This window comes from Collinsella sp. LCP19S3_F2, from assembly GCF_052121015.1.
Classification (GTDB): Bacteria; Actinomycetota; Coriobacteriia; order Coriobacteriales; family Coriobacteriaceae; genus Collinsella.
This window is the reverse complement of sequence record NZ_JBQKFA010000002.1, coordinates 241,679-262,744: the sequence shown is the minus strand read 5'-3', so window position 1 is coordinate 262,744 and position 21,066 is coordinate 241,679. Positions and strand designations below refer to the sequence as shown.

Genomic DNA, 21,066 nt, shown 5'->3' with positions numbered 1-21,066 from the left:
GCCTCGCATCATGCGCGCGGAAACACCTTCCGAGGTGCTCTTTGATTTCCTTAAGTGCGACCTGCAGATCAATAATCGAGAAGCAGCGCGCATCTTGGTTTCGGACAAGCCGCTGGGCGCCAAACCGGCCCCTAGGTTTCGCATCGCCGAAAAGACGTTTCTATCGCGACGCGTAGTGCACGTCGTTCCGGGTACCGACAAGATCGACCCCGAAATGTTTGCCGATTTTTCGCAGAGCGTCCAGAACTTGGCTGCCGCTGCAAAAATCGGCAGCGGCAGCAGTCCAGCGGCCGCCAACGCTCGCCAGCAAGTCATTACGACGCGCGCCCTCGAGCGCATGGCAACGTCGCTCGAACACTGGGGGCTCGATGGTTCCATCCTGCGCAATATCTTTGACCGCATCGCCGTCATGCCGGGCCTCAAGCAAAGCGACCGGCGCCTTTTGGAGCTCCTTGCGCTAACGGTCTGCGGATGCTTGGCTGATCCCAATGCCGCCGCCTCCGAGGTCAAAGACTTTGCCATAACGCAACTGGCCCAGACCTTTGGCACGCTCGAGACCGCCGAGGTCGTCCAGGCACAAGGCACTAACCGCAAGGTCAACGAGCCTCCTGCAAAACTGGGGCTGCTCAGGCTTGCGAAAGACGGCTCGGCCTTGCCGCCGATCTATCCTTTGAGCCTCAATCCCGAGGGTACGGTACTAGGCTCTTTTGCACACGACCAAAACGCCATCACCAACGTAGGGCCCGATGTGTCCCGCCGGCACCTGCGTGTAGCGTTTTCTAACGGCACGTGGCTCGCAAGCGGACTGCACTCCACCAACGGAACGGTGCTGGTGACACGCAACGGCACGACCACCGTTATCGAAAAGCCACGCTCGCTGCGCACCGCCGATGACGAGGACAGTCAGATTCCTATCCACGACGGCGACCTGCTCAAGCTGGGTTCCTCGACCGAGTTTTTGGTGCTGAAGATCTCCTCAAACGTACGCGCGCTGGCCTAGGGCCGAGCACATACAATAAGAATCAACGCAAAGGAGCGCCGCTGCAGGCATCGCAGCGGCGCTCCTTTATATGACGCGGACATCTAAATACGGATGCAGGAGCCGACAAAACACAGCAAGATAACTAAAACATAAAAGCCGCGTGGGGGTCGGGTCCCCACGCGGCTATCAGGTTTGGGCTAATTAAGCCCGGAGGTAAACACTAGCAGAGATTAGTGCTCGCGACGCTTGGTCATGTACATGCCCACGGCGGCAGCCACGGCGCCGGCAAGGGAAGCAGCTGAGGTCACTACAAAGATCGGGTCGCCAGTGGTAGGAAGGGCAGCGGCGTCCTTCTTCTCGGCCTTAGCCTCGTCCTTCTTGTCAGCAGCAACCTGCTTCTTAGAATCCTCGGCCTTGCCGTTCTCGACGGTCTCCTTCTTAGCGTTAAACATAGCGTAGATGGTGAGGTCGCCGGTCACAGGCTGATCGAAGTCATACTGAGCCATTTCGGACTTAGAAGTCGACCAACCGACGAACTCGTAGCCAGCAACAGCCTCGGGGTCGGCGGGCTTGGAAAGCTTCTCGCCATCCTTGACCTTGACCGTGCTAACCTTACCATTCTCATAGATCGTAACGGTATGCTCGTTCTCGGTCGGCTCGGGAGTGGGCTCGGCATTCTTCTGCCAAACAGCCTGCAGGCACACATCAGCGTCGGGCATAGCAGTCTTGGAGAAGTCAATGATGTGGTCATCGGTGTCGCCGGTGAACTTGTAGCCGACGAAGGTGTAGCCGTCCTTGGCAGCGGGCTTGACCTGATCCCAGTTGAACTGGCCGGCCCGGATCTCACCATAGCCGATGGGCTCGTAGCCCTCGTCGTAATAGGTCACCGTGTGGACGGCAGCCTCGGCGTCCTTCCAGACAGCCTGAACATTCCAGTCACCCTTGAGCTCGGTGCCAGCGGGGATGATCTCGCTGTCGTCTGCGCCCACGAGCTTCCAACCGACGAAGACCTTGCCGTCCTTGGCGGCGGGAGTCTGGTTCATCCAAGTCGTGGAGCCGGCGAAATCAACCAGCTGGATAATGGGATCGTAGCCCTCGTCATAGAAGTTGACGGTGTGGGTCTCCTTGGCAGCGTCCTTCCAGACGGCCTGAAGAGAAACGTCGGCCAGGATGGGGGTAGTCGCGAAGTCGATGATCTGGTCGTCGGAAGCACCCGTGTACTTCCAGCCGACGAAGACCTTGCCGTCCTTGGGAGCGGGCGTGATGGCATCCCAATTGAAGGAGCCGACCTGATAGGTGGCGTTGCCGATCGGCTGGTCGCCCTCGTCGTAGAAGGTCACGGTAGCGTACTCGACCGGGGCGTCGGCCCAGACGGCCTGCAGGTTGACGCTCTCATCCGTGTAGTTAAGAGGCTGGCCAGGCTTGATGATCTCGCTATCGTCGGCACCCGTGTACTTCCAACCGACGAAGACCTTGCCAGGCTTGTCCATCGGCTTCTGGTTCATCCAAGTAGTGGAGCCCTCGAAGTCGACGACGCGGATGATGGGATCGTAGCCCTCGTCGAAGTACTGGACGAGGACGGTGCGCTTCTCCGTGGAGGGCTTGCTGTCGTTCTTCTTCCAAAGGGCGGTGAGGCCCCAATTGCCCTTAAGCGGGTTTTTGGTCGCAACAATCTTCTCGTTGGAACCGTTCATAGCCCAGCCCTCGAAGGTGTAGCCGTCCTTCTGCGGGGTGTAGCTGACGTACTCGTAGGAACCCTCGTCGAACGTCTTCTTGTCCAGGACCGTGTCGCCGTCGTAGTAGGTGACGGTGAACTGCTTGGCCGCGGGGGTCTCCTGCTTCTCAACGAAGTGTACATAGAGATCCATGTTGTCGTTCACCGTAGCCTCGTTGCCAGACCAGGTATTCGTTGCTTCGTCGTAGCTAAACTGCAAACCAGTCCGAGTGTAGAGGTAGTCAATCTTGTAGCCAGGCTTCGCAGGCACGTTACCCTCGAGCGCCTCAGTTACCTTTTTTTGGCCCTTTTGAACCGAAATCCCCAGTAACTGCTGGCCATCTGCCTCATCGTAAACTTTGAGCTCGCACCAGTCATTAGCCTCGGTTGCGCTCTTGGCAGCAGGCTGCTGGATCTGTGCAGCAATAGCGGTTACCGGCGTAGAGCCAAGCACCATACTCAAGCTCAGACCGGCTGTGATAGCAGCGTTAAGCTTCCTATTCATGTGGTCGTCCTTTCCCGACTTGCTTCTCCGCGACCACTTCGCGAAAGAAGACATTTGAATTGCATGGTTAATTCAAGCCGAGAAAAAACTCAAAAGGTTGCGCAACCAAGCTATATCTAAGGTTTGAGACTTTTTTGCAAAAAAGTTTGCAAAAAGCTATTACACCATCCGTACGCTAGGGCAAAGGTCTGCCAGTGGGCACTCGTCGCACTTGGGTTTGCGGGCATCGCAGATCTCGCGGCCAAAGGTGATCCACTGGTGGTTGACCGATTCCCAATACTCGTGCGGCAAGATCTTGAGCAGATCCTGCTCGGTCTTGAGCGGCTCTTTGGCGTGCGTCTTGGGACTCAGCATCAGGCGGTGCGCGATGCGGTTGACGTGCGTATCGACCGCGATGCCCTCGACAATGCCAAACCCCACGTTGAGCACGATGTTCGCCGTTTTGCGCCCAACGCCCGGCAGCTTGACAAGCTCCTTCATGTCGGCCGGCACCTCGCCGCCGTAATCGGCGACAATCATCTGTGCGGCCTCCACGGCGTGCTTGGCCTTGCTCTTATAGAAGCCGAGCGACTTGATGGTCTCGGCCACATCGGCAACGCTCGCCCCCGCCATGGCCTCGGGCGTGGGCCACTGGGCAAACAGCTTCGGCGTCACCTTGTTGACCTGCGCGTCGGTCGTCTGCGCCGAGAGCAACACCGCTATGAGCAGCCTATAGGGATTCTCGTGGTCCAAAAAACACTCAACCGGGCCATAGCGACGGTTAAGGCGCTCGCACACCTCAACGGCGCGCTCGCGTTTGGCGGCATTGGTCTCGCGTGGCATAACGACTCCTCGGATTGGCGGCATAACTTACCTATGGGCACGATTGTCCCACGTATGGGGTCTTTACGCCTCCAAAAATGCGCCGGTCTGGCGGCCCCACAAGCTTGCGTACTCGCCGCCTGCCTCGACAAGCTGCGCATGCGTACCGTCCTCGACAATCTCGCCGTCCGCCAGCACCACGATGCGGTCGAGCGCCGCCACGGTGGACAGGCGATGTGCCACCACAATAGAGGTGCGGCCGCGCATCAGGTTCTCAAGCGCCTCCTGCACCAGCGCCTCGGACTCACTGTCCAGGGCAGAGGTCGCCTCGTCGAGCACCAGAATCGGCGCGTCGGTGAGGATGGCACGGGCGATGGCCACGCGCTGGCGTTGGCCGCCCGAAAGCTTAACGCCGCGCTCGCCCACCATGGTGTCAAAGCCCCGGGGCAGGCGGTCGATAAACTCCAGGGCATTGGCCAAGCGGGCCGCCTCGCGGATCTGTTCGTCGGTGGCGTCGGGGCGGCCGTAGGCGATGTTCTCGCGAATGGAGCGGTGAAACAGCAGCGCCTCCTGCGGCACGTAGGCAACCTGGCGGCGCAGGCTCTGCTGCGTGCAGCGCGAGACATCCTGACCGTCCACGAGTACGCGACCGCCCTGTACGTCGTCCAGGCGCAGCAGCAACTTGGTGAGCGTCGTCTTGCCCGAGCCCGATTTGCCCACCAGGCCCACGCGCTGACCCGCCGCCACATGGAGCGTCAGGTCGTCGAACACGCTCTCGCCCGCCGCGGCGTCACGGTATGCAAAGCTCAGGTGCTCAAAATCAATCGCGCCCTCGCCCACCTTGAGCTCGGGAGCGTTCTCGTCGTCTGCCACCAGACGCGGCTCGTCCAGCACGCGCGTCATCTCGGCCGCATCGCCGAGCGCGCGATTGATGCGCTGCATCATGGAGCTTACGTAGTTCAGACGCATGGTGAGGTTGTACGTATAGGTAAAGATCATGACAAGCGCGCCGGCAGAGATGCCAAACCACGCGTTGCCGCCCGCGACGAACACACTCACCACGGCCATGGTGATGACGATAAGGCCCGAGGTCGTAAAGTTGCGCTGCATCATGGCGTGCATCGAAACCGTCTCGGCGTCGCGCGCGGCGCGGTCGGCGCTATCGAACAGGTCGCGCTCAAAGTCTTCGCGCCCACAGGTCTTGACGGCCAGGATGTTCGTGACCGCGTCGGACAACACGCCCGACAGTTTGTTCTGCGCGGCGGACGTCGCGGCCGAAAGCGGCATGATGCGCTTATACATGAGCCAGACAAACGAGATGTAGACGACCATAATGCCCACCAGGATCACGGTAAACGTCGGCACCACCGGAGCGAGCGCCGCTACTGTGCAGACAACCGAGGTGATAGTGGGAATGAGCGAATACACCGTCACGTCCACCAACCCCGTGTAGCCGCTCATAAAACGGCTCGTCTGGCTCACAAGCGATCCACCAAAACGGCTGGTGTGGAATGTCATGGATTGATTGGAGAGCGTGTCGAAGCACAGGCGCGCCAAGTGATAGTTGCCCGCAATCTCGAGCTTGTAGACGGTGTAGTCCTGCAGCTTGGAGAGGATTTGGCCCACTAGGTTAACGAGCACAAGCGCCAGAATGTAGGGGCCAAAGACCTCAAACACCCGGTCGCCCGCCACGGGGCCGGCCTGGACGCGGTCGACGATAAGCGCCATCACGTAGGTGTTGGCAAACGTGAGCAAAAAGATGTAGCCCGCCGACGAGAGCACCGAGAGAAAGACGATCAGCGGCTGCGTGCGCGTGACGTCCCAAAAACGCTGTAGCGTGCGGCGCACGGTTGAGCGTTTGAGCGGACTGGTGCTTCTCTGTGACATGGGCTTCCTTTCACATCTGGCGGGGCTAAACGTCATTGTTGCATACTAAAGCGCACTTCAGGCAGGCACGATGCGAAAAGCAGCGGGGTGCCCGCGTTTGCGCCGGCGCCCCACCGTCTTGTTGTAATTATTCCTTGTCTTCTTGATCTGTGAGAAGGCCCGCGGGCGTGAGTCCCAAGATCTCATCAGCTTGGTCGGCGTCTTCCAGCGCGTCGATGTCCTTGAGCTTGCGCTCCATGACGTTAGTGCGCGTGGTGATGATGCCCTCGACCGTCTTTCCCGCGGTCTCGATTTGCTGCTGGGCGCGGCGCAGCGCCGCCTGATAGCGCGGCAGCTCGGCCTTGACGGCAGAAAGCACGCGCAGCACGTCATCGGTGCGTTTTTGCAGCCTAAACGTCTGGTAGCTCATCTGTAGACTGTTAAGGATAGCCGCCATGGTGCTAGGGCCGGCAACGTTGACGTGATAGTCGCGACCCAGGGTCTCGATAAGTCCCGGACGACTGACAACCTCGGCGTACAGCCCCTCAAACGGCACGAACATAATGCCAAAGTTGGTCGTTGCCGGCACACTCAGGTACTTTTCGCAGATGTCCTTGGCCTCGCGCTTGACCATGGCGTCGAGCGTCTTACGCGCAGCGGCGACGGCCTCAGCGTCACCCGACTCCTGGGCGTCGAGCAGATGCTCATATGCGTCGCCCGGGAATTTGGAGTCGATCGGCAGCAGCACGGGATCGTCCTCGTCTACCGGCAGCTTGACGGCAAACTCAACACGCTCCGAGGCGCCGGGCTTGGTGGCGACGTTTTCCAGATACTGGTCGGGCGTGAGGATGTCCGCCAGGATTGCACCCAGCTGCACCTCGCCCAAAATGCCGCGCGCCTTTACGTTGCCCAGCACGCGCTTAAGGTCGCCCACGCCGGTGGCGATGGACTGCATGTCGCCCAGGCCCTTGTACACGGCCTCGAGCTGGTCGCTCACCTGCTTAAACGATGCCGACAGGCGATCGTTGAGCGTGCGGGAGAGCTTCTCGTCCACCGTCGCGCGCATCTGATCGAGTTGCACGTTGTTGTCTTTGCGGATAGCACCCAGCTGGGCATCGACCGTCTCGCGCACCTTGTCCAGGCGGTGCTCGATGCCCTCGCGGTTGGCACCGAGTTGTTGGGCCGTCTCGCGGCGCAGGTCATCCATCCGGTCACCAGCTTGCGAAAACTCGCGTGCGATGTTCAGGTAACGTTGCTGCTCCACGGCCGCATCTGTCGTCTGCTGCTGCGCGATGGCATTGGCCGTGCGGCGGGTTTCTGCCAGCGCGACGTTCAGGGCATCGAGCGCGTTGTTGGCCTGCTCGAGTGCCGCCAGCGCCTCCGCACCGCCATCGCTGCGCTCTCGCAGCTCGGCGCGAAGGCCCTTGAGCTGCAGGGCGCAAGCCACAGCCACTCCTACCGCTACCAAGGCGATCACGACCAGCACAATATCAACAGCAGACATAGACTCCGCCCAACAAACCCAATCGATCATCAATCAAAACCGCGATCAATCTTACCCCGCCACACGCACCGGGCGCCCGGCCCCTTCTTGGGCACCCCTCTCCTCCGCATATTCCATAATGCGGCGCGCCGTCTCCCTGCTCACCTTTGAGTCATCGCCGGCTAAGTATGCGTACACGTTTCCCTTATTCAGATTCAAATCGCGGCAGAGACCGTAGCGCGTTACGCCCGATTCCCCTAGCGCTCTCAACGTTCTTTTTCGCATCAGAGCGTTGATCCTTCTGTCCGCCACTGGCTTTTCCTTCACCGCTCTATACGCACGCCAAACGTTGGCATAACGATTAGGGAGTTTGTCCTCGGCGCATAGAGATGCCAGGCTACCCGTTTGGGCGTACAAGGACAAAACGCCTCGGTAACCCTCTTCCATCCACGAACCCTCGGATAAGCCCAGAACGTATTCGGCTTTACCCTGCGCCAAAGCGAGCAAAAACAGGGGCTCCGCCACGCGCGGCGCAACCGTCGTCGCCTGCTTAACCAGTTTTCTAAAGCTGAGCGACTGCTGTCCGGATAGCTCTCGGCAATAGCCTTTTAAGAATCCCTCAAAGGTCAGATTCAACCGAGCACCTCCTTTTTGTATTGCCTGTATGCGCAGACCATCTCTTGATAACTCCGCTCCGAAGGCGACGACGCCAGCGCCTCGCCCTCGTCGAATATAAGCCGTTCGAGCAGTCCCCAATCAAGTCGGTCGACGAATGCCTGGCTATGAAGATCGACGATGTCGTTCGGACGGTAGGCATAGAGCTTCATTACCGCTAGGTCTTCCAAGGATGGCGTAAAGTACCTGATAAAACGCGCCCCAATATCCAAGGGAATCAAACGAGCTTCGTAATTGAATGGCATCTGATTACAATATGCCACCGCCATACCATTCACCTCGGGATATCGAGCTATGATCTCGCGGAGGCACCTGTCTGCCTCAAACACATCAATGTCATGTGTAACCGACCGATTCGTCACATCGTTAAGCATGAAGGCGCTCCCTCCCACCAATACAACGCTCGGTCTATCGTCTCTTGGACCTATTTCCAGCTCCGCCTCTTCGTCAATACCCAAAAGAGTCTGCTCTAAATCCTGCTTATGCATAGCAAATCCTATTATTAATTATCATCAATAATACTATTCAGTCGCACGACAGGACCCACAGGATGCAAGAATTCTACTCGTGGCGATAATCCCTGCACCCTAGAAGTCCTAATGTGACAAACGCTAACTCTCCCAGCCGGCGCGGATGGTTGTTACGACATCGCCCAGGCGCTGGCCGAGAGCTGTTAAATGTTGGAGCACTTCGCTGGGCGAAGCGCCGTTGAGAATGCACGTAAGGGCATATGAGGCCAAGAAGATTGCCGCGAGTCCCAACGGGATCAGCACGATCATCGCCAGCGTACGCAGGCGCTGGGCCCAGCGACGGCGACGCGCACGACGCTTGTCGAACGCAAGCTCCTGCGCATATGAATCTTGTTGTACGGAATAGGCTCCTGGGTCCACCTCACCCGCAGACGATACCGCGGGCGCGGCGTTTTGCGCAGGAGGCTGGACGGCTGCCCCTTGCATTTGCATCTCCATAAGCCGCTGCTGTTGGCGCAGCATGCGCTCGGCTTGTTGCTGCGGGGTCTCAAGAAACAGATCCATGTTGGCCTCCTCAATAGGAGCATTCGATGCTTGCGCCCAGCATCCCGCACCATCGCGGCCGCGGCAACGAAATCCGCGGCAATAGCCGCAAAGATTCTTTTGTCAGAAAACTGTCGAAAAGTTCAACAACTCCCCTACCAGCACTTTCTTTGAGCTTTTTTCGCCAGCAATCTTTTGCCCTCTCGCCCTTGCGCCATCCGACCAAAACCTAACCAAAAGCTTGACGGAAATTGTGAAGACAGGGACCCCACACAAAAACGTGCCGCCCCAAAAGGGGCGGCACGCAAACTTCTAATCAGCTTTTCTGTAGCGAGCACGCAACGACCCAACGCCGGGGCGCGGGGAGGGAGGCCGGATTGCCTTCCCTCAACGCGACCCTGCGAAGCCGTGAGCGGGGAGGGAAGGCAATCCGGCCTCCCGCCCCGCGCTCCGCAGCAGCCAGCGCCAAGCGCTAGTAGTTCACCACCTGCTCCTCAAAGTACGCCTTGGGATGGTTGCAAACCGGGCACACCTCGGGCGCCTTGGCACCAACATGCAGGTGCCCGCAGTTCAGGCACTTCCACACCTTTACGCCCTCGCGCTCAAACACCTCGCCCGATTCAATGCGCTCGACGAGCTTGTTATAGCGCTCCTCGTGAGCCTTCTCGACAGCGCCAACGCCACGGAACTTCGCGGCAATCTCGGCAAAACCCTCCTCTTCGGCGGTCTTGGCGAACTCGTCATACATCGTGGTCCACTCGTAGTTCTCGCCCGCGGCGGCATCGCGCAGGTTGTCCAGCGTATCCGGAACAGCACCGTCGTGCAGGTACTTAAACCACAGCTTGGCATGCTCGGACTCGTTGCCCGCCGTCTCGGCAAAGATATTCGAAATCTGAACGTAGCCGTCCTTTTTGGCCTTGGATGCATAGTAACGATACTTGGTGTGCGCCTGGGACTCACCGGCAAAAGCGGTCTCGAGGTTCTTCTTGGTTTGAGAATTCTCAAAATCCATAGGTGTACTTCCCTTCAATACGCGCCGCCCACAGACTTTGAGCGGCATAGTCTTTAGGATACCCTCATGCCGAGAATCTAAACCTTACTATCCTGTCCTGCAAATTTGCGTCATCACACACTCAGCCAGCGCTCGCCTTCGGCACGACAAAAGCCTTCGCGCTCCAGGTCGGCAAGAATGCCCGCAATAAAATCGCAACCAACCGGTTCGCGACCCGCTGCGGCCTCCATCTTGTTAACGCCTGCAACAGCTTCAACAAGCGTTATGCCCGCCGGCTGTCCGTCGCGAGCTGCAAGCAGCATGCGCACGATATGGGCACGCTTTTGCCGACGCGAGCCCTCAAACTTGGACTGGCGGCTATAGCCCGCCGAGCGCCTAGACGGATTGGGCAGCGTCTTTTTGAGATACGCGCCGTAATCCAGCAGCGCGTAATACCACGCGCGCGGCGTATCGGCATCGTCGAGCGGCACGGCAAAGGGAGCGGCCTCATCCGCCGCCGTACCGGGCGCCGCCGGGCAGGCCGCCTGGATCAACGGCACCAGCTCGCGATCGGGAACAGACGGAACGTCAGGAAAAAAGTGATGCAGAAAGACCGTGCGCACATTGGTCTCCAGGTACACTCCCGGAAGATCAAACGCAAACGACCGAATGCCCTGCGCCGTTGCGGGCCCAATACCGGGCAGCGCGACCAGGTCGCATGTATCACGCGGAAACTCCCCATCCCAGTCCTCCACGAGTCGCTGCGCGGCCTTATGGAGCGCCAAAGCACGACGGTTGTAGCCCATACCCTGCCAAGCGTCCAAAACATCAGAAGGAGCGGCCTGGGCGAGAGAATGCACGGTCGGAAAGCGGTCGAGCCATGCCGGCATGCGCATCTCTACGCGTGGAACCTGCGTCTGCTGCAGCATGACCTCGGAAAGCCAGATGATGTACGGGTCGCGTGTGCGGCGCCACGGAAGGTCGCGATAACGCAGAACCCCTTCCGAACGAATCATCGAACGAAAGGGGTCCTGAATCATAGCTATACTCCTTATGCGGCGCTACTCCTCCCGGCAAGCACACGCGCAAACGGCATACTCGGGAAAGGCGTCGCGGTCGGCGAACTTGGGATCGACGGCGGGGAACTGGCGGCGAGCGACGACATCGTCCAGCGAAACGGAATCGAGGTAGTCACGCATCAGCGCCTGGGCCCCAGCCCACAGGGGATGATAGCAGCACGTGCCCCTGCGCGCACAGTCGCCATCGAGTGCCGTGCAATCATTCATAACCATAGGGCCCTGAACGGCCTCGACGACCTGACGGATAGTGACCTCGCTCGGGTTGACCTTAAGACGCATACCGCCGTGGACGCCACGCAGGCTCTCCACAATACCGGCCTGAACCAAACCGTGTTGGATCGAACGGGCAAACGAATACGGAACATTGACCTCTTCGGCAGCAGTGCGAACAGAAAGCAACCGCTCCGGCTCCTCGGCAAGCATCGCAAGCATGCGGAGGGCATAATCAGTCTTCCTCGATATGTCCATGTTTCCCCTTTCAAGGAATACGAACAGCTCGAACGGGCTCCGGGGCCGGGCTTACGTCGAGACGCTAAATAACCGCCGGGACAACCAAATAGTGAACTAGATGTCCGCTGAAGGTCGAATCCAAAGCAAATTGCATCAGATTAGGCCTGCAGTGGAATTTAGTATAACCTAACCCCCTGTTTCGTTGAACGAGTGTTGCGCAACAAACCCCCCTGTTTAAACCGATATACTTAATTCATTTCCGCATCTCGGAAACAAGGAGCAGAATGAAAGGGACGGCCGAGCGGTTGTCCTATTAAACGCAAAAGCCACGTCCGAAGACGTGGCTTTAATTGCGTTGGCGGGAAGTACGGGGCTCGAACCCGCGACCTCCGACGTGACAGGCCGGCGCTCTAACCAAACTGAGCTAACTCCCCAGGCAGTCGTTCGCGTTTGTTTCCGCTCGCGTGCGCTGCGGGGATTAGTATACACAGAAGTCTGTTCGCCGCGCAACAACTTTTTTGAAAATATTTTTTGGGTCCCTCCGGGAGGGTCTCCGGGGCCGGCTGGCGCGGGTTAAGTTTGCTGCTCTACAGTCCTGCGCAAGACGGAAAGCACATTAAGTGCTTTCCTTTGCGTGCGGAACTCGCGACAAACTTAACCCGCGCCAGCCGGCCCCGGAGACCCTCCCTGCCGTCACTATGTTCAACCAGTTTTGCGGGCGTGCGCCGCTGCGCGGCTAGCCCGCGTGCTCCTCGGCGGGGTTGTCTGATGGTTGTTGTTGAACTTCGGCCTTTGGCTCAAAGAAAAACGGGGGATGCAATTGAACTGCCTCCCATTTCTTGGACACGAGAAATGGGAGGCTTTTTATGCGTGTCGACTTGAGAGTGAAACACGACATCGAGGCCAGGAAGGCGGCGATCGGGCTCTTCGAGCGAGGGCACGGCTTCGAGTCGGCGGCGAAGGCGCTGTCGGTCCCGCGCAACACCGTGAGACAATGGCTCTACGTATACCGGTCGTTCGGAAGCGAGGTGCTGCTATCCATGGACGGCAAGCAGACCAGGTACACATACGAGCAGAAGGTCGCCGCCGCCTCGGCCGTGGTCGACGGCGGCATGGGCAAGCAGGACGCCATGAAGGCGTTCGGGGTCATGTCCCTGGCGCCGCTCAAGAGATGGTGCGCGCTCTACCGCGAGGGCGGCGCCGAGGCGCTCAGGCCCAAGCCCAGGGGCAGGCCGAAGGGGTCCGGCCCCAAGTCGCGCGGGCGCACCCGCGAGCAGGAGCTCGAGGAGCGCTGCCGAAGGCTCGAGACCGAGGTGGCCTACCTAAAAAAATTGCGTGCCCTGGTCGAGAGGGACGGGCTCTGACCAGGGCGAAGGTCGAGGCCGTGAGCGCCCTGCGCGCGGAGGGGTGCAAGCTGGGGAGCCTGCTGGAATGCGCCGGCCTGGCCCGGTCCAGCTACTATTACGCGCTGTCGCACCCGGCCAGGCCGACGCGCCCGGAGCTGCGGGACGCGGTGGCGGAGATCTTCTCGCGCACGGCCAACGGGTGCGGCCACCGCCAGGTCGCCATGTGCCTGCGCGCCGAGCTGGGCGCGCGCATAGCCAACAAGACCGTGCTCAAGATGATGCGGGAGATGGGGGTCCGCTGCGGCATCCGCCGCGAGACCGACTACCATAGGTACAACTCGTACAGGGGGGTCGTGGGCGAGACGTTCGAGAACGTCATCGGGCGCGACTTCGCCGCCGACGGGCCGTGGCAGAAGATGGGCACCGACGTCACCGAGTTCAAGCAGCCCTGGGGCAAGGCCTACTTCGCGCCGGTGTACGACTTCGGCAGCAAGGAGATAGTCGCGTGGTCGACGTCGACCAGCCCGGACATGGCGCAGCAGGCCGAGCTGCTCGACCAGCTGCTGGCGAAGATGCCCGAGGGCGCGACGCCGGTGCTCCACAGCGACATGGGCTGGCAGTACCAGCACGCCGCATGGTGCGGGAGGCTGAAGGACGCCGGGATCGTCCAGAGCATGTCCAGAAAGGGCAACTGCATCGACAACGGCGCCACCGAGCAGGTCTTCGGCCACATGAAGGACGAGTTCTTCCGGGGAAGGACATGGCCCGACTTCGAGTCCTTCAAGGCGGACCTGGACGCGTACGTCGCCCATTGGAACACGAGGCGAAGGCAGGTTAAACTGAAGGGGCTGACCCCGGAGGAATTCCGGAACCAGCCCCTTGCGGCGTAGTTCTTATTTAAGCCGTCCAAGTTTTGGGGTGCAGTTCAAATCTGCATCCCCCGTTTTTGTTGCGTTTACTCTAGGTCAATAAATTTGGTGCTGAGAATCTTGCCGTCCTTGACGAGCATTCTGGCCATGGTGGGGCCCCGGGTGCCCCTGGGGTAGCTGGCGCTGCCTGGGTTGAGGACCAAGCAGCGGCCCACCTGGGCCTCTTTGGTTACGTGAGTGTGACCGTTGATGGCTACGTCCACGGATCCCACCGGGAGGTCTTCGCGGTAGTGGGCTACGGCAAACTTAAGGCCCTCGTAGCTAAAGAGCGCCAGACGGTCCACTTCGGAGCCGTAATCACGGTAGTAGTCGTTATTGCCCAGAACCGCTCGCACGGGGGCAATGGTTCGCAGATGTTCGTAGTCCATCTCCGACGTAAGATCGCCGGCATGGATAATCAGGTCCGCGCCGCTCAACTCATCTAAAAGCGCGGGCGACAGATAACCGTGGGTGTCCGAGATGATGTCGATACGCTTGGCGCTTGCACTGTTCATGGGATCCCTTCCGCAAAACGATTTGGTGCATTCATACAAAAAGCCCCGCGGCTCCGCAGACGATTTTGGTCTACAGGGCTGCGGGGCCGGTGTGCTAGAGGCTCAGGGCCTTCTTGAGCGGTACGACGCGACGGCGCGAAACCGGTACGCGTTCGTCGACGCCCGTAATGCCCAGCTGGATAGCGCCCGAGGGGACCGTCTCGACGTCGGTAACACACGCCAGGTTAACGATATAGCGGCGGTGAACGCGGAAGAAGCCAAAATCACAGAGCTTGGCCTCGAACTGTGCCAGCGAGGTCGTCGACAAAAAACGGTCGTCGACGGTATAGATACAGGAGTAATCGTCCTTGGCCATAATGAAGCGAATGTCGTCCACGGGGATGAGCACCTTGCGGCCGCCCTTCTCCACCGGGATGCGCTCGATGGTCACCTTGCTGTCCGCAACGGGCTTCGTGCGCTGCATGACCTTCTCGATTGCACGATCCAGGCGGGCTTCCTCTACCGGCTTCATCAGATAGTCGACGGCATCCACATCAAACGCCTCAACCGCATGATCGCTGTACGCGGTCACAAACACGATCGCCGGCGGATTCTTAAGCTTATGCAGCGCCTCGGCAAGTTGCAGACCCGAAGCGCCAGGCATCGAAATATCGAGGAACACGACATCAACGCGACTCTCCATAAGCATCTCGATGGCGGAGCGAACGCTCGACGCTTCTGTGATCGTGCCGATCTTGCCCGTCTGCTCGAGCAAGAAGCGAAGTTCCGAACGGGCCGGGGCCTCATCATCCACAATCATCGCACGCAGCATGGGGATAAAACCTTTCGTCAACTAACTACGTCGGGCATACGCCAACCGGCGTTAAGCCCGTGACCAATTATTCTACTCTTGAATGTCGAAGATGCTCTCCGACAAATCGAGATGTAGGAGCACTTTAGCGCCCTTACCCGGCGCCGATTCGACGCGCGTATAGGAGTGCGGCCCATAAAAGCGATGAATGCGCTCCGAAATATTGTGCATGGCAACGCCGGCGCCGCCACCCTGCGGGGAGCTGGCGTCGGGACGGGCAGAGCGCTCGTCAAACAGTCTGGCAGCGATGCCCTCGTCCATGCCCACACCGTCATCGGCCACCGAAATCAAAATCGCATCGTCACCATCCCTGCGCACCGTCACGTCAATCTTCAGCGCACTGGCATCACCCATGCCGTGACGCACGGCGTTCTCGACAATCGGTTGGATCACAAATGCCGGAACCAGCGTGTCCTCGACGTCCTCGGACACGTCAAAGGTCGCCAGCACGCGATCCTCGCCAAAGCGCGCCTTCTCAAACGTCAGGTAGCGCTTGGTCTGTGCGACCTCGCGCGACACGGGAATGAGGGAGCCCGAATTGTCGAGCGTTGCGCGATAGAACGAAGAGAACTCGCGCAGCAGCTCGCGGGCCCGCAGCGGGTCGGTACGCGTAAACGATGCGATGGTGTTGAGCGTGTTGAACAGGAAGTGCGGGTTAATCTGCGCCTGCAGGGCACGCACCTCGGCACGGGCCGTGAGCTCCTTTTGCACCTCGAGCTCGTGAATGGCGAGCTGCGTGGACAGGATTTCGGCAAAACCCGAGGCGAGCGCATACTGGGTACGGTCGACGGCACGCAGGGTCTTGTAATAGAACTTGAGCGTGCCGACGGTGCGGTCGCCCACCTTGATGGGTGCGATGATGCCAGCGGGGACCTGGTTGTGTGAGCCATCCGAACCCACCACGTCCACCACGCGGTTGAACGACTGGACGATACCGTGTTCGATAACGTAGCGCGTGGCGAGCGTATGAATGGGAGAATTGGGCAGCAGCTTTTCCTCAAACTCGCCCGCGCAGGCCAGTACGTTGCTCTCGTCGGTAACGGCAACTGTCATGGCGCGTGTCTCGGGCAAAATGCGCTGGCACACCAGACGTGCTGACTCCTGCGTCAGACCGCCTTTAATGTCCTCGAGCATGGCCGAGGCCACCGAGAGCGTCTCCTCGGTGTACTGCGAGCGAACCGAATCGGGATTGAGCGTCAAAAAGATAAAGATACACAGGAAGATGCATAGCAGCGTACAGGCGACCACGGTCGCGATTGGCTCGATTCCAGTCGCCAGGGCAAAAACAAAGTACACCAGCACACAAATGGCGCAGGATACGGCAATGATGCGAAAGATTGACATTGAACTATCGCGCTGGGCGCGGCGGTCGATCATTCAGTCCCCTCCAGGATGCTGGTCAGCTGGGCGTCACGCCAGAGCTCATCCATAATCTTGGGCCAGAAGCTCTGGAAACGCAGGTAGCTTGCGGCGTTTTGGCGTGCGTAGGTCCTGGCCTCGTCAATACCGTGGCGCCAAATGCGTAGGTATCCCTCGTGCTCGCGGGTAAACATGCTGCGGACCATGGCAGTCTTACGCACGCGATCGTCAAGCTCGCGCGAAATCCACGGGCCCGGATAGGGCATGAGAGACGCGGCTGTAACGGGAACGAGCTCTTTCTGGTGCGCGGCAAACGTTAGCTTGGCACGTTCGTAGTACCAACGGTACACGTCCTGCATAAAGCGCGGCGAGCGTTTCTCGGACTCGGGCGGCAGATGGCGCACGGTCCACTCGTTATCAAACCATACGTCGTAGCCAAACATGCGCATATTAAAGAGGTAGTCCAGGTCCTCGCCACGAGTGATAAACGGGTCAAATGCCACGCGGGTAAAGGCGCGGGCATGGAGGGCCATAAGGCCGCCGCACACATAGTTTGAACGCGAAATACGGGTGCCCGAGAGCGCCTTTTTCATCCAGCGATTGAACTCAATACGCTTGGTCCACCAACGGTGGCAGATGCCCACCTTGTCCGTGGGGGCCAGCGGCGATCCGTCTCGATCGTAAAAGTAGCCGCTCTTAACCAAGATCGGCAGGCCCTGACGCGTCTGCTGCCCCAACGCGTAAGTCGCGCGTTTCATAAAGTCGGCATCGATGACAGTCTCGTCGTCATCCAAAAAGATGACGGCATCGTGACCCAGCACGGCGGCACAGGCAAGTCCCATATTGCGGATGGCGCCATAGCCACGCAGGCTCACGCATTCTCCCGAACCCTTGGGCGCAATCTGCGCTACGCGGTCGGCGATACGCGATGCCTGGGTATTGGTGACTACGGTAACTTTGAGCGTAGGGTGCGCGTCGACGATTTCGCGTACGCGCTTCGACACATCCGCCGTGGCCGAGATGGGACAGACCACCAAAAGGATGATTCGCGGAATATCGCGTACCTGCTCGAGCGAAGCAAGACAGTGATCGAGCTCGGGATTGGCGGCGTTGAGATTCGTCGAGTGGTCATAGACACCGGGAGCGTTTGCATGGGCATCATCGCCCGCCCAATATGTTGGAATCACAACCGTGGCGTTCATGCCTTCCCTCCCTGCAACACAAAAACGAGGCGCCGCCAAACACAGGCGACGCCCCGCGACCTAGCTGATTCCATCATACCCACTTGGGCAAATCATTGCTCGCAAGTCGCAATGTTTATTGCGGATAACCCCAAAAGAGTACCGCAGACAGGCACAATAGCCGCTCGCTCCTATGCGGCATGCTCTGCCGCTCGAGTCATGCGAGACAGGCGGGCCAGCAGCATAAAGCCAACGACCAGCAGCACAGCAATGGAAAGAACGCCCAGCGACGGGTTGCCGGTCAGCGAGGTGACGACCGACACCAGAAAGGTGCCCATAACGCTTGCATAGCGCCCAAAGATGTCAAAGAAGCCGTAGTACTCGTTGGACTTTTCCTTGGGGATGATGCGGCCAAAGTAGCTACGGCTGAGTGCCTGCACGCCACCCTGGAACAGGCCGACCATAATGGCAAGCACCCAGAATTCAAAGGCGGTCTTGAGGAAAAACGCGGCGAACAGCACAATGCCCATGTAGGCGGCGACCGCCACCAGGATCATGTTGAGCGTGCCCACGCGTCCGGCGAGCTTGCCGTAGATGATGGCGGACGGAAAGGCCACGAACTGTGTAACGAGCAGGGCCAGTACCAGCTGGGTCGAGTCGATGCCCAGAGCCGAACCGTAGCTGGTTGCCATGGAAATGACCGTGTGCACACCGTCGATGTAGAAGAAGAACGCGATCATGTAGACCAGCACGGTCTTGTTGTGGGCGATCTCGCGCATGGTGTGTACGACCTCGGAGAACACGCCGCCCACGATGTGGCCGATGGTGTCCTCGGGACCGCGCTCGCGACCGTACTTTTGCTTATAGGTGCGAATGAGCGGCAGGGTAAAGATGAGCCACCAGGCACCAGTGATGACAAACGACAGACGCGTTGCCAGCATGGTGGGGACGCCAAGAGCGGGACCACCCATGATAAGCGCCAGGCAGATGATAAACGGCACAGTGGAACCGATGTAGCCCCAGGCATAGCCCGAGCTGGACACGGCGTCCATGCGCTCGTCAGTGGTAATGTCGGGCAGCATGGCGTCATAGAACGTCATAGAAGAGTTAAGGCCGATGGTGCACAGCACGTACACGGTCAAAAATGCCATGGCGGACATTGGGATAGCCTGCGCCAGGCAAAGCACCAAGCCCGTGAGGAAGAAGCCCAAGAAGAACTTAATCTTGTTGCCGGCGTAATCGGCAAGCGCGCCCAGAATGGGCATGAGCATGGCAATGACCAGCGAGGCAATCGTCTGCGCGCTACCCCAAGCGACCACCAGGTCGGCCGAGGAAGCACCGGTATTGATGGCGTTAAAGTAGATGGGCACCACCGAAGTGTTGAGCAACACGAGGGCCGAATTGCCCACATCGTACATAACCCAGTTACGCTCGAGCTTGGTGTATTTCATGGACAGGGACCCTTCGTATTCGCCCGATATGCAGTCAGTTCATCGTACCCCAATTGCACAGAGGCACCGGTAAGGATTCGGCAAAGGGACACGCACGAACCCTACCCCTCGCGGTCGAACTCTTCGTCAGCGCCGAGCACGCGACCGCTGTAATTGACGTGGTTGGTCACGGCCTCCATATCGCCGGTCTCGATAAAGCGGGTGACCGTGCACTCGTAATCGGCCAGCGCGCGGTCAAAGACCTCGGGGAAGCTCTCGTTCGAGACCTCATCGGTAAAGGGATTCTTCCACGTCAGATGGCCCAGATTGCCGGTGCGCTCGGGCGGCTCGGTCGTCACGCGGTGAGCAAGGCCATCGAGCAGGGAGTAGTCGTGTACTAGGCCCTCGACCAGGGCAATTGCACGCGTCTTGGCCGAGCCCGCCGGTTCAATGGCGCGATAGAGCAGCTGCATGTCGGCAACGGCGGCACCGTACTCCCCCGCTGGGATATCGATACCGTACACGCGCCCGGCAACATAGCTCATCAGCACGCCGGCCACGCGATTGATGCGGTCGGTGGTGACGATCTCGCCCGCCGGCGGATAGTCCTCGACCGTGGCCCCGTCGCGCTTGAGCTGCAGCATCAACACGTCCAGGTCACTTTCGAGCACCGCATGGACCTGGCTGCCCGAATCCCCCAGCTCGGGATCGGACTCGACAATGCCAAACTGCTGCTCGTAGACAAAGGGATGGGCGTTACGGTCGAGCACGTAGTGCGACAGCAGGCCCAGCGCAAAGGCGCGGCCCAAGTTGGCATCGCGCGGGAGCAGATGGGACACGCCGTCGCGCAGGCACGAGAACTGGCGCGACATGCGCGAGCGATGCATGGCCTGCGCCAGCAGCGTGCAGTCGGAAACGCGCGGCGTCAGGATGTGGAAGAAAAACGGGTCGGGACCCTGGTTGCCCAGGATAAAGGCAATGCGTTCCTCGTCGGACGTAATGACGCCCTGCGGCAGACGATCGATGCTTTCCTCGCCAAACAGATGATGCGTAATAAGCGCAGGCATAATGATCCTTTCGATTTCATTCGATGTCACCCATTATGCCCACCGCGCGCCCATGCCAAACCTGCGTCGGCAAACGATGGCATGCGGACCGTCTACACAAGCCCCAGGCGCGCCTTAACCTCGGCAGCGCGACGACGGGACACGGGCACCGTCGAGGTTACGCGATCGAGCCTGAGTTCCATAAGACCCGTAGAACCGATCTCGACATTGTGCACGTCTTCCAAATTGACCAGATAGCTGCGGTGGACACGGATAAAGCCCTCGGAGGCCAGGCGCCGCTCGAGCGATGAAATCGACTCATTGATCAGATATGTTCCCTCGGCGCAGACGGCGTTGCAAAAATCGGCGCGCGCCTCAAAGTAGCAGACATCCGCCACGGGAATGAACACCTTTTTACCCCCACGATCCACCGTCAGGCGCAAAGGCTGGCGCGGAGCATGGACGACACGGCGAGCGCCCAGGGCGGTCTCGATCTTATCGAGCGCCTTTGACAGGCGAGCATCCTCGACCGGCTTTACGATGTAATCGACGGCATCGAGGTTATAGGCATCGGCCGCATACTCGGCAAATGCCGTCACAAACACCACGACCGGCGGTGTCTTTAGGTTCTGAAGCGTCTCGGCAAGCTCAATTCCCGAGCGACCGGGCATGGTAATGTCTAAAAACAGCACGTCGGGCTTGTTCGACAGAATCGATTCCACGGCTTCGGTGACATTGCCCGCCTCGGCAATCTGGCCCACACGCGCATCCTTTTCCAACAGATAGCGTAGCTCAGCCCTAATTGGGGGCTCGTCATCAACCACCAAGATATTCCAGCCTTCGGACATATGCGCTTCCCCTCTTTTTTTCTC

General features: G+C 59.4%; 21 protein-coding genes and 1 tRNA gene. 4 read left to right on the top strand and 18 right to left on the bottom strand.

Features of this window, described 5'->3' with window-relative positions:
* Positions 1–10: 10 nt before the first annotated feature.
* Positions 11–1,000: an FHA domain-containing protein gene (locus ACTQX9_RS02790; protein WP_441540425.1), complete on the top strand. Its 990-nt coding sequence runs from the start codon at positions 11–13 to the stop codon at positions 998–1,000.
* 212 nt (positions 1,001–1,212) lie between these two features.
* On the opposite strand, the gene ACTQX9_RS02785 is transcribed toward ACTQX9_RS02790, so the two are convergent.
* The 7 genes from ACTQX9_RS02785 to ACTQX9_RS02755 form a co-directional block, all read right to left on the bottom strand.
* The gene (locus ACTQX9_RS02785) at positions 1,213–3,201 is read right to left on the bottom strand and encodes an InlB B-repeat-containing protein (RefSeq protein WP_441540424.1); all 1,989 of its coding nucleotides are present in this window, start codon (positions 3,199–3,201) and stop codon (positions 1,213–1,215) included.
* Positions 3,202–3,360: 159 nt separating this feature from the next.
* Entirely contained in the window at positions 3,361–4,023 is a 663-nt protein-coding gene (gene nth, locus ACTQX9_RS02780; protein WP_441540423.1) for an endonuclease III, read from the bottom strand.
* Positions 4,024–4,086: 63 nt separating this feature from the next.
* Positions 4,087–5,889 (bottom strand): ABC transporter ATP-binding protein, encoded by a 1,803-nt coding sequence (locus ACTQX9_RS02775; RefSeq protein ID WP_441540422.1) that lies wholly within the window; start codon positions 5,887–5,889, stop codon positions 4,087–4,089.
* A 127-nt stretch (positions 5,890–6,016) separates the two neighbouring features.
* A complete protein-coding gene (locus ACTQX9_RS02770) occupies positions 6,017–7,372 on the bottom strand; it encodes a DNA recombination protein RmuC (RefSeq protein ID WP_441540421.1) in 1,356 nt (451 codons plus the stop codon).
* A gap of 51 nt (positions 7,373–7,423) precedes the next feature.
* Positions 7,424–7,987 carry a hypothetical protein gene (locus tag ACTQX9_RS02765; RefSeq protein WP_441540420.1) on the bottom strand — a complete coding sequence of 188 codons (564 nt, stop codon included), beginning with the start codon at positions 7,985–7,987 and terminating at the stop codon, positions 7,424–7,426.
* A complete protein-coding gene (locus ACTQX9_RS02760; RefSeq protein ID WP_441540419.1) occupies positions 7,984–8,514 on the bottom strand; it encodes a DUF6036 family nucleotidyltransferase in 531 nt (176 codons plus the stop codon). Before ACTQX9_RS02760 ends, ACTQX9_RS02765 begins: the two co-directional genes overlap by 4 nt.
* A gap of 123 nt (positions 8,515–8,637) precedes the next feature.
* Entirely contained in the window at positions 8,638–9,060 is a 423-nt protein-coding gene (locus ACTQX9_RS02755) for a hypothetical protein (protein ID WP_154518493.1), read from the bottom strand.
* A gap of 26 nt (positions 9,061–9,086) precedes the next feature.
* Between ACTQX9_RS02755 and ACTQX9_RS02750 the strand changes: the two genes are divergently transcribed.
* On the top strand, positions 9,087–9,272 hold the full coding sequence (locus ACTQX9_RS02750) for a hypothetical protein (RefSeq protein WP_154518490.1): 186 nt from the start codon (positions 9,087–9,089) through the stop codon (positions 9,270–9,272).
* A 239-nt stretch (positions 9,273–9,511) separates the two neighbouring features.
* On the opposite strand, the gene rbr is transcribed toward ACTQX9_RS02750, so the two are convergent.
* From rbr to ACTQX9_RS02730, 4 genes are all read right to left on the bottom strand, one after another.
* The gene (gene rbr / locus ACTQX9_RS02745) at positions 9,512–10,051 is read right to left on the bottom strand and encodes a rubrerythrin (RefSeq protein WP_154518486.1); all 540 of its coding nucleotides are present in this window, start codon (positions 10,049–10,051) and stop codon (positions 9,512–9,514) included.
* Positions 10,052–10,164: 113 nt separating this feature from the next.
* Positions 10,165–11,070, bottom strand: a complete 906-nt coding sequence (locus tag ACTQX9_RS02740) for an adenine glycosylase (RefSeq protein ID WP_441540418.1) — start codon at positions 11,068–11,070, stop codon at positions 10,165–10,167.
* 21 nt (positions 11,071–11,091) lie between these two features.
* Positions 11,092–11,577 (bottom strand): RrF2 family transcriptional regulator, encoded by a 486-nt coding sequence (locus tag ACTQX9_RS02735; protein WP_154518481.1) that lies wholly within the window; start codon positions 11,575–11,577, stop codon positions 11,092–11,094.
* Between the two features lie 338 nt (positions 11,578–11,915).
* A tRNA-Asp gene (locus tag ACTQX9_RS02730) sits at positions 11,916–11,993 on the bottom strand.
* A gap of 432 nt (positions 11,994–12,425) precedes the next feature.
* Here ACTQX9_RS02730 and ACTQX9_RS02725 point away from each other — a divergent pair.
* Positions 12,426–12,923 (top strand): transposase, encoded by a 498-nt coding sequence (locus ACTQX9_RS02725; RefSeq protein ID WP_441540417.1) that lies wholly within the window; start codon positions 12,426–12,428, stop codon positions 12,921–12,923.
* A 20-nt stretch (positions 12,924–12,943) separates the two neighbouring features.
* Positions 12,944–13,795, top strand: coding sequence for an IS3 family transposase (locus tag ACTQX9_RS02720; RefSeq protein ID WP_441540416.1), 852 nt, complete (start codon positions 12,944–12,946; stop codon positions 13,793–13,795).
* Between the two features lie 65 nt (positions 13,796–13,860).
* Here the strand turns inward: ACTQX9_RS02720 and ACTQX9_RS02715 are convergent, their stop codons facing one another.
* The 7 genes from ACTQX9_RS02715 to ACTQX9_RS02685 form a co-directional block, all read right to left on the bottom strand.
* Positions 13,861–14,328, bottom strand: coding sequence for a YfcE family phosphodiesterase (locus ACTQX9_RS02715; RefSeq protein WP_441540415.1), 468 nt, complete (start codon positions 14,326–14,328; stop codon positions 13,861–13,863).
* Between the two features lie 94 nt (positions 14,329–14,422).
* Complete coding sequence (locus ACTQX9_RS02710; RefSeq protein ID WP_154518646.1) at positions 14,423–15,139, bottom strand: LytR/AlgR family response regulator transcription factor; 717 nt, start codon at positions 15,137–15,139, stop codon at positions 14,423–14,425.
* 72 nt (positions 15,140–15,211) lie between these two features.
* Positions 15,212–16,555 carry a histidine kinase gene (locus tag ACTQX9_RS02705; protein ID WP_441057233.1) on the bottom strand — a complete coding sequence of 448 codons (1,344 nt, stop codon included), beginning with the start codon at positions 16,553–16,555 and terminating at the stop codon, positions 15,212–15,214.
* Entirely contained in the window at positions 16,552–17,739 is a 1,188-nt protein-coding gene (locus tag ACTQX9_RS02700; protein ID WP_441540414.1) for a glycosyltransferase, read from the bottom strand. The genes ACTQX9_RS02705 and ACTQX9_RS02700 overlap by 4 nt, the downstream gene beginning before the upstream one ends.
* Positions 17,740–17,909: 170 nt before the next feature.
* A complete protein-coding gene (locus ACTQX9_RS02695; RefSeq protein ID WP_427719512.1) occupies positions 17,910–19,169 on the bottom strand; it encodes an MFS transporter in 1,260 nt (419 codons plus the stop codon).
* A 101-nt stretch (positions 19,170–19,270) separates the two neighbouring features.
* Complete coding sequence (locus ACTQX9_RS02690; protein ID WP_441540413.1) at positions 19,271–20,215, bottom strand: zinc dependent phospholipase C family protein; 945 nt, start codon at positions 20,213–20,215, stop codon at positions 19,271–19,273.
* 92 nt (positions 20,216–20,307) lie between these two features.
* Positions 20,308–21,042: a LytR/AlgR family response regulator transcription factor gene (locus ACTQX9_RS02685; protein ID WP_154518631.1), complete on the bottom strand. Its 735-nt coding sequence runs from the start codon at positions 21,040–21,042 to the stop codon at positions 20,308–20,310.
* Positions 21,043–21,066: the final 24 nt, after the last annotated feature.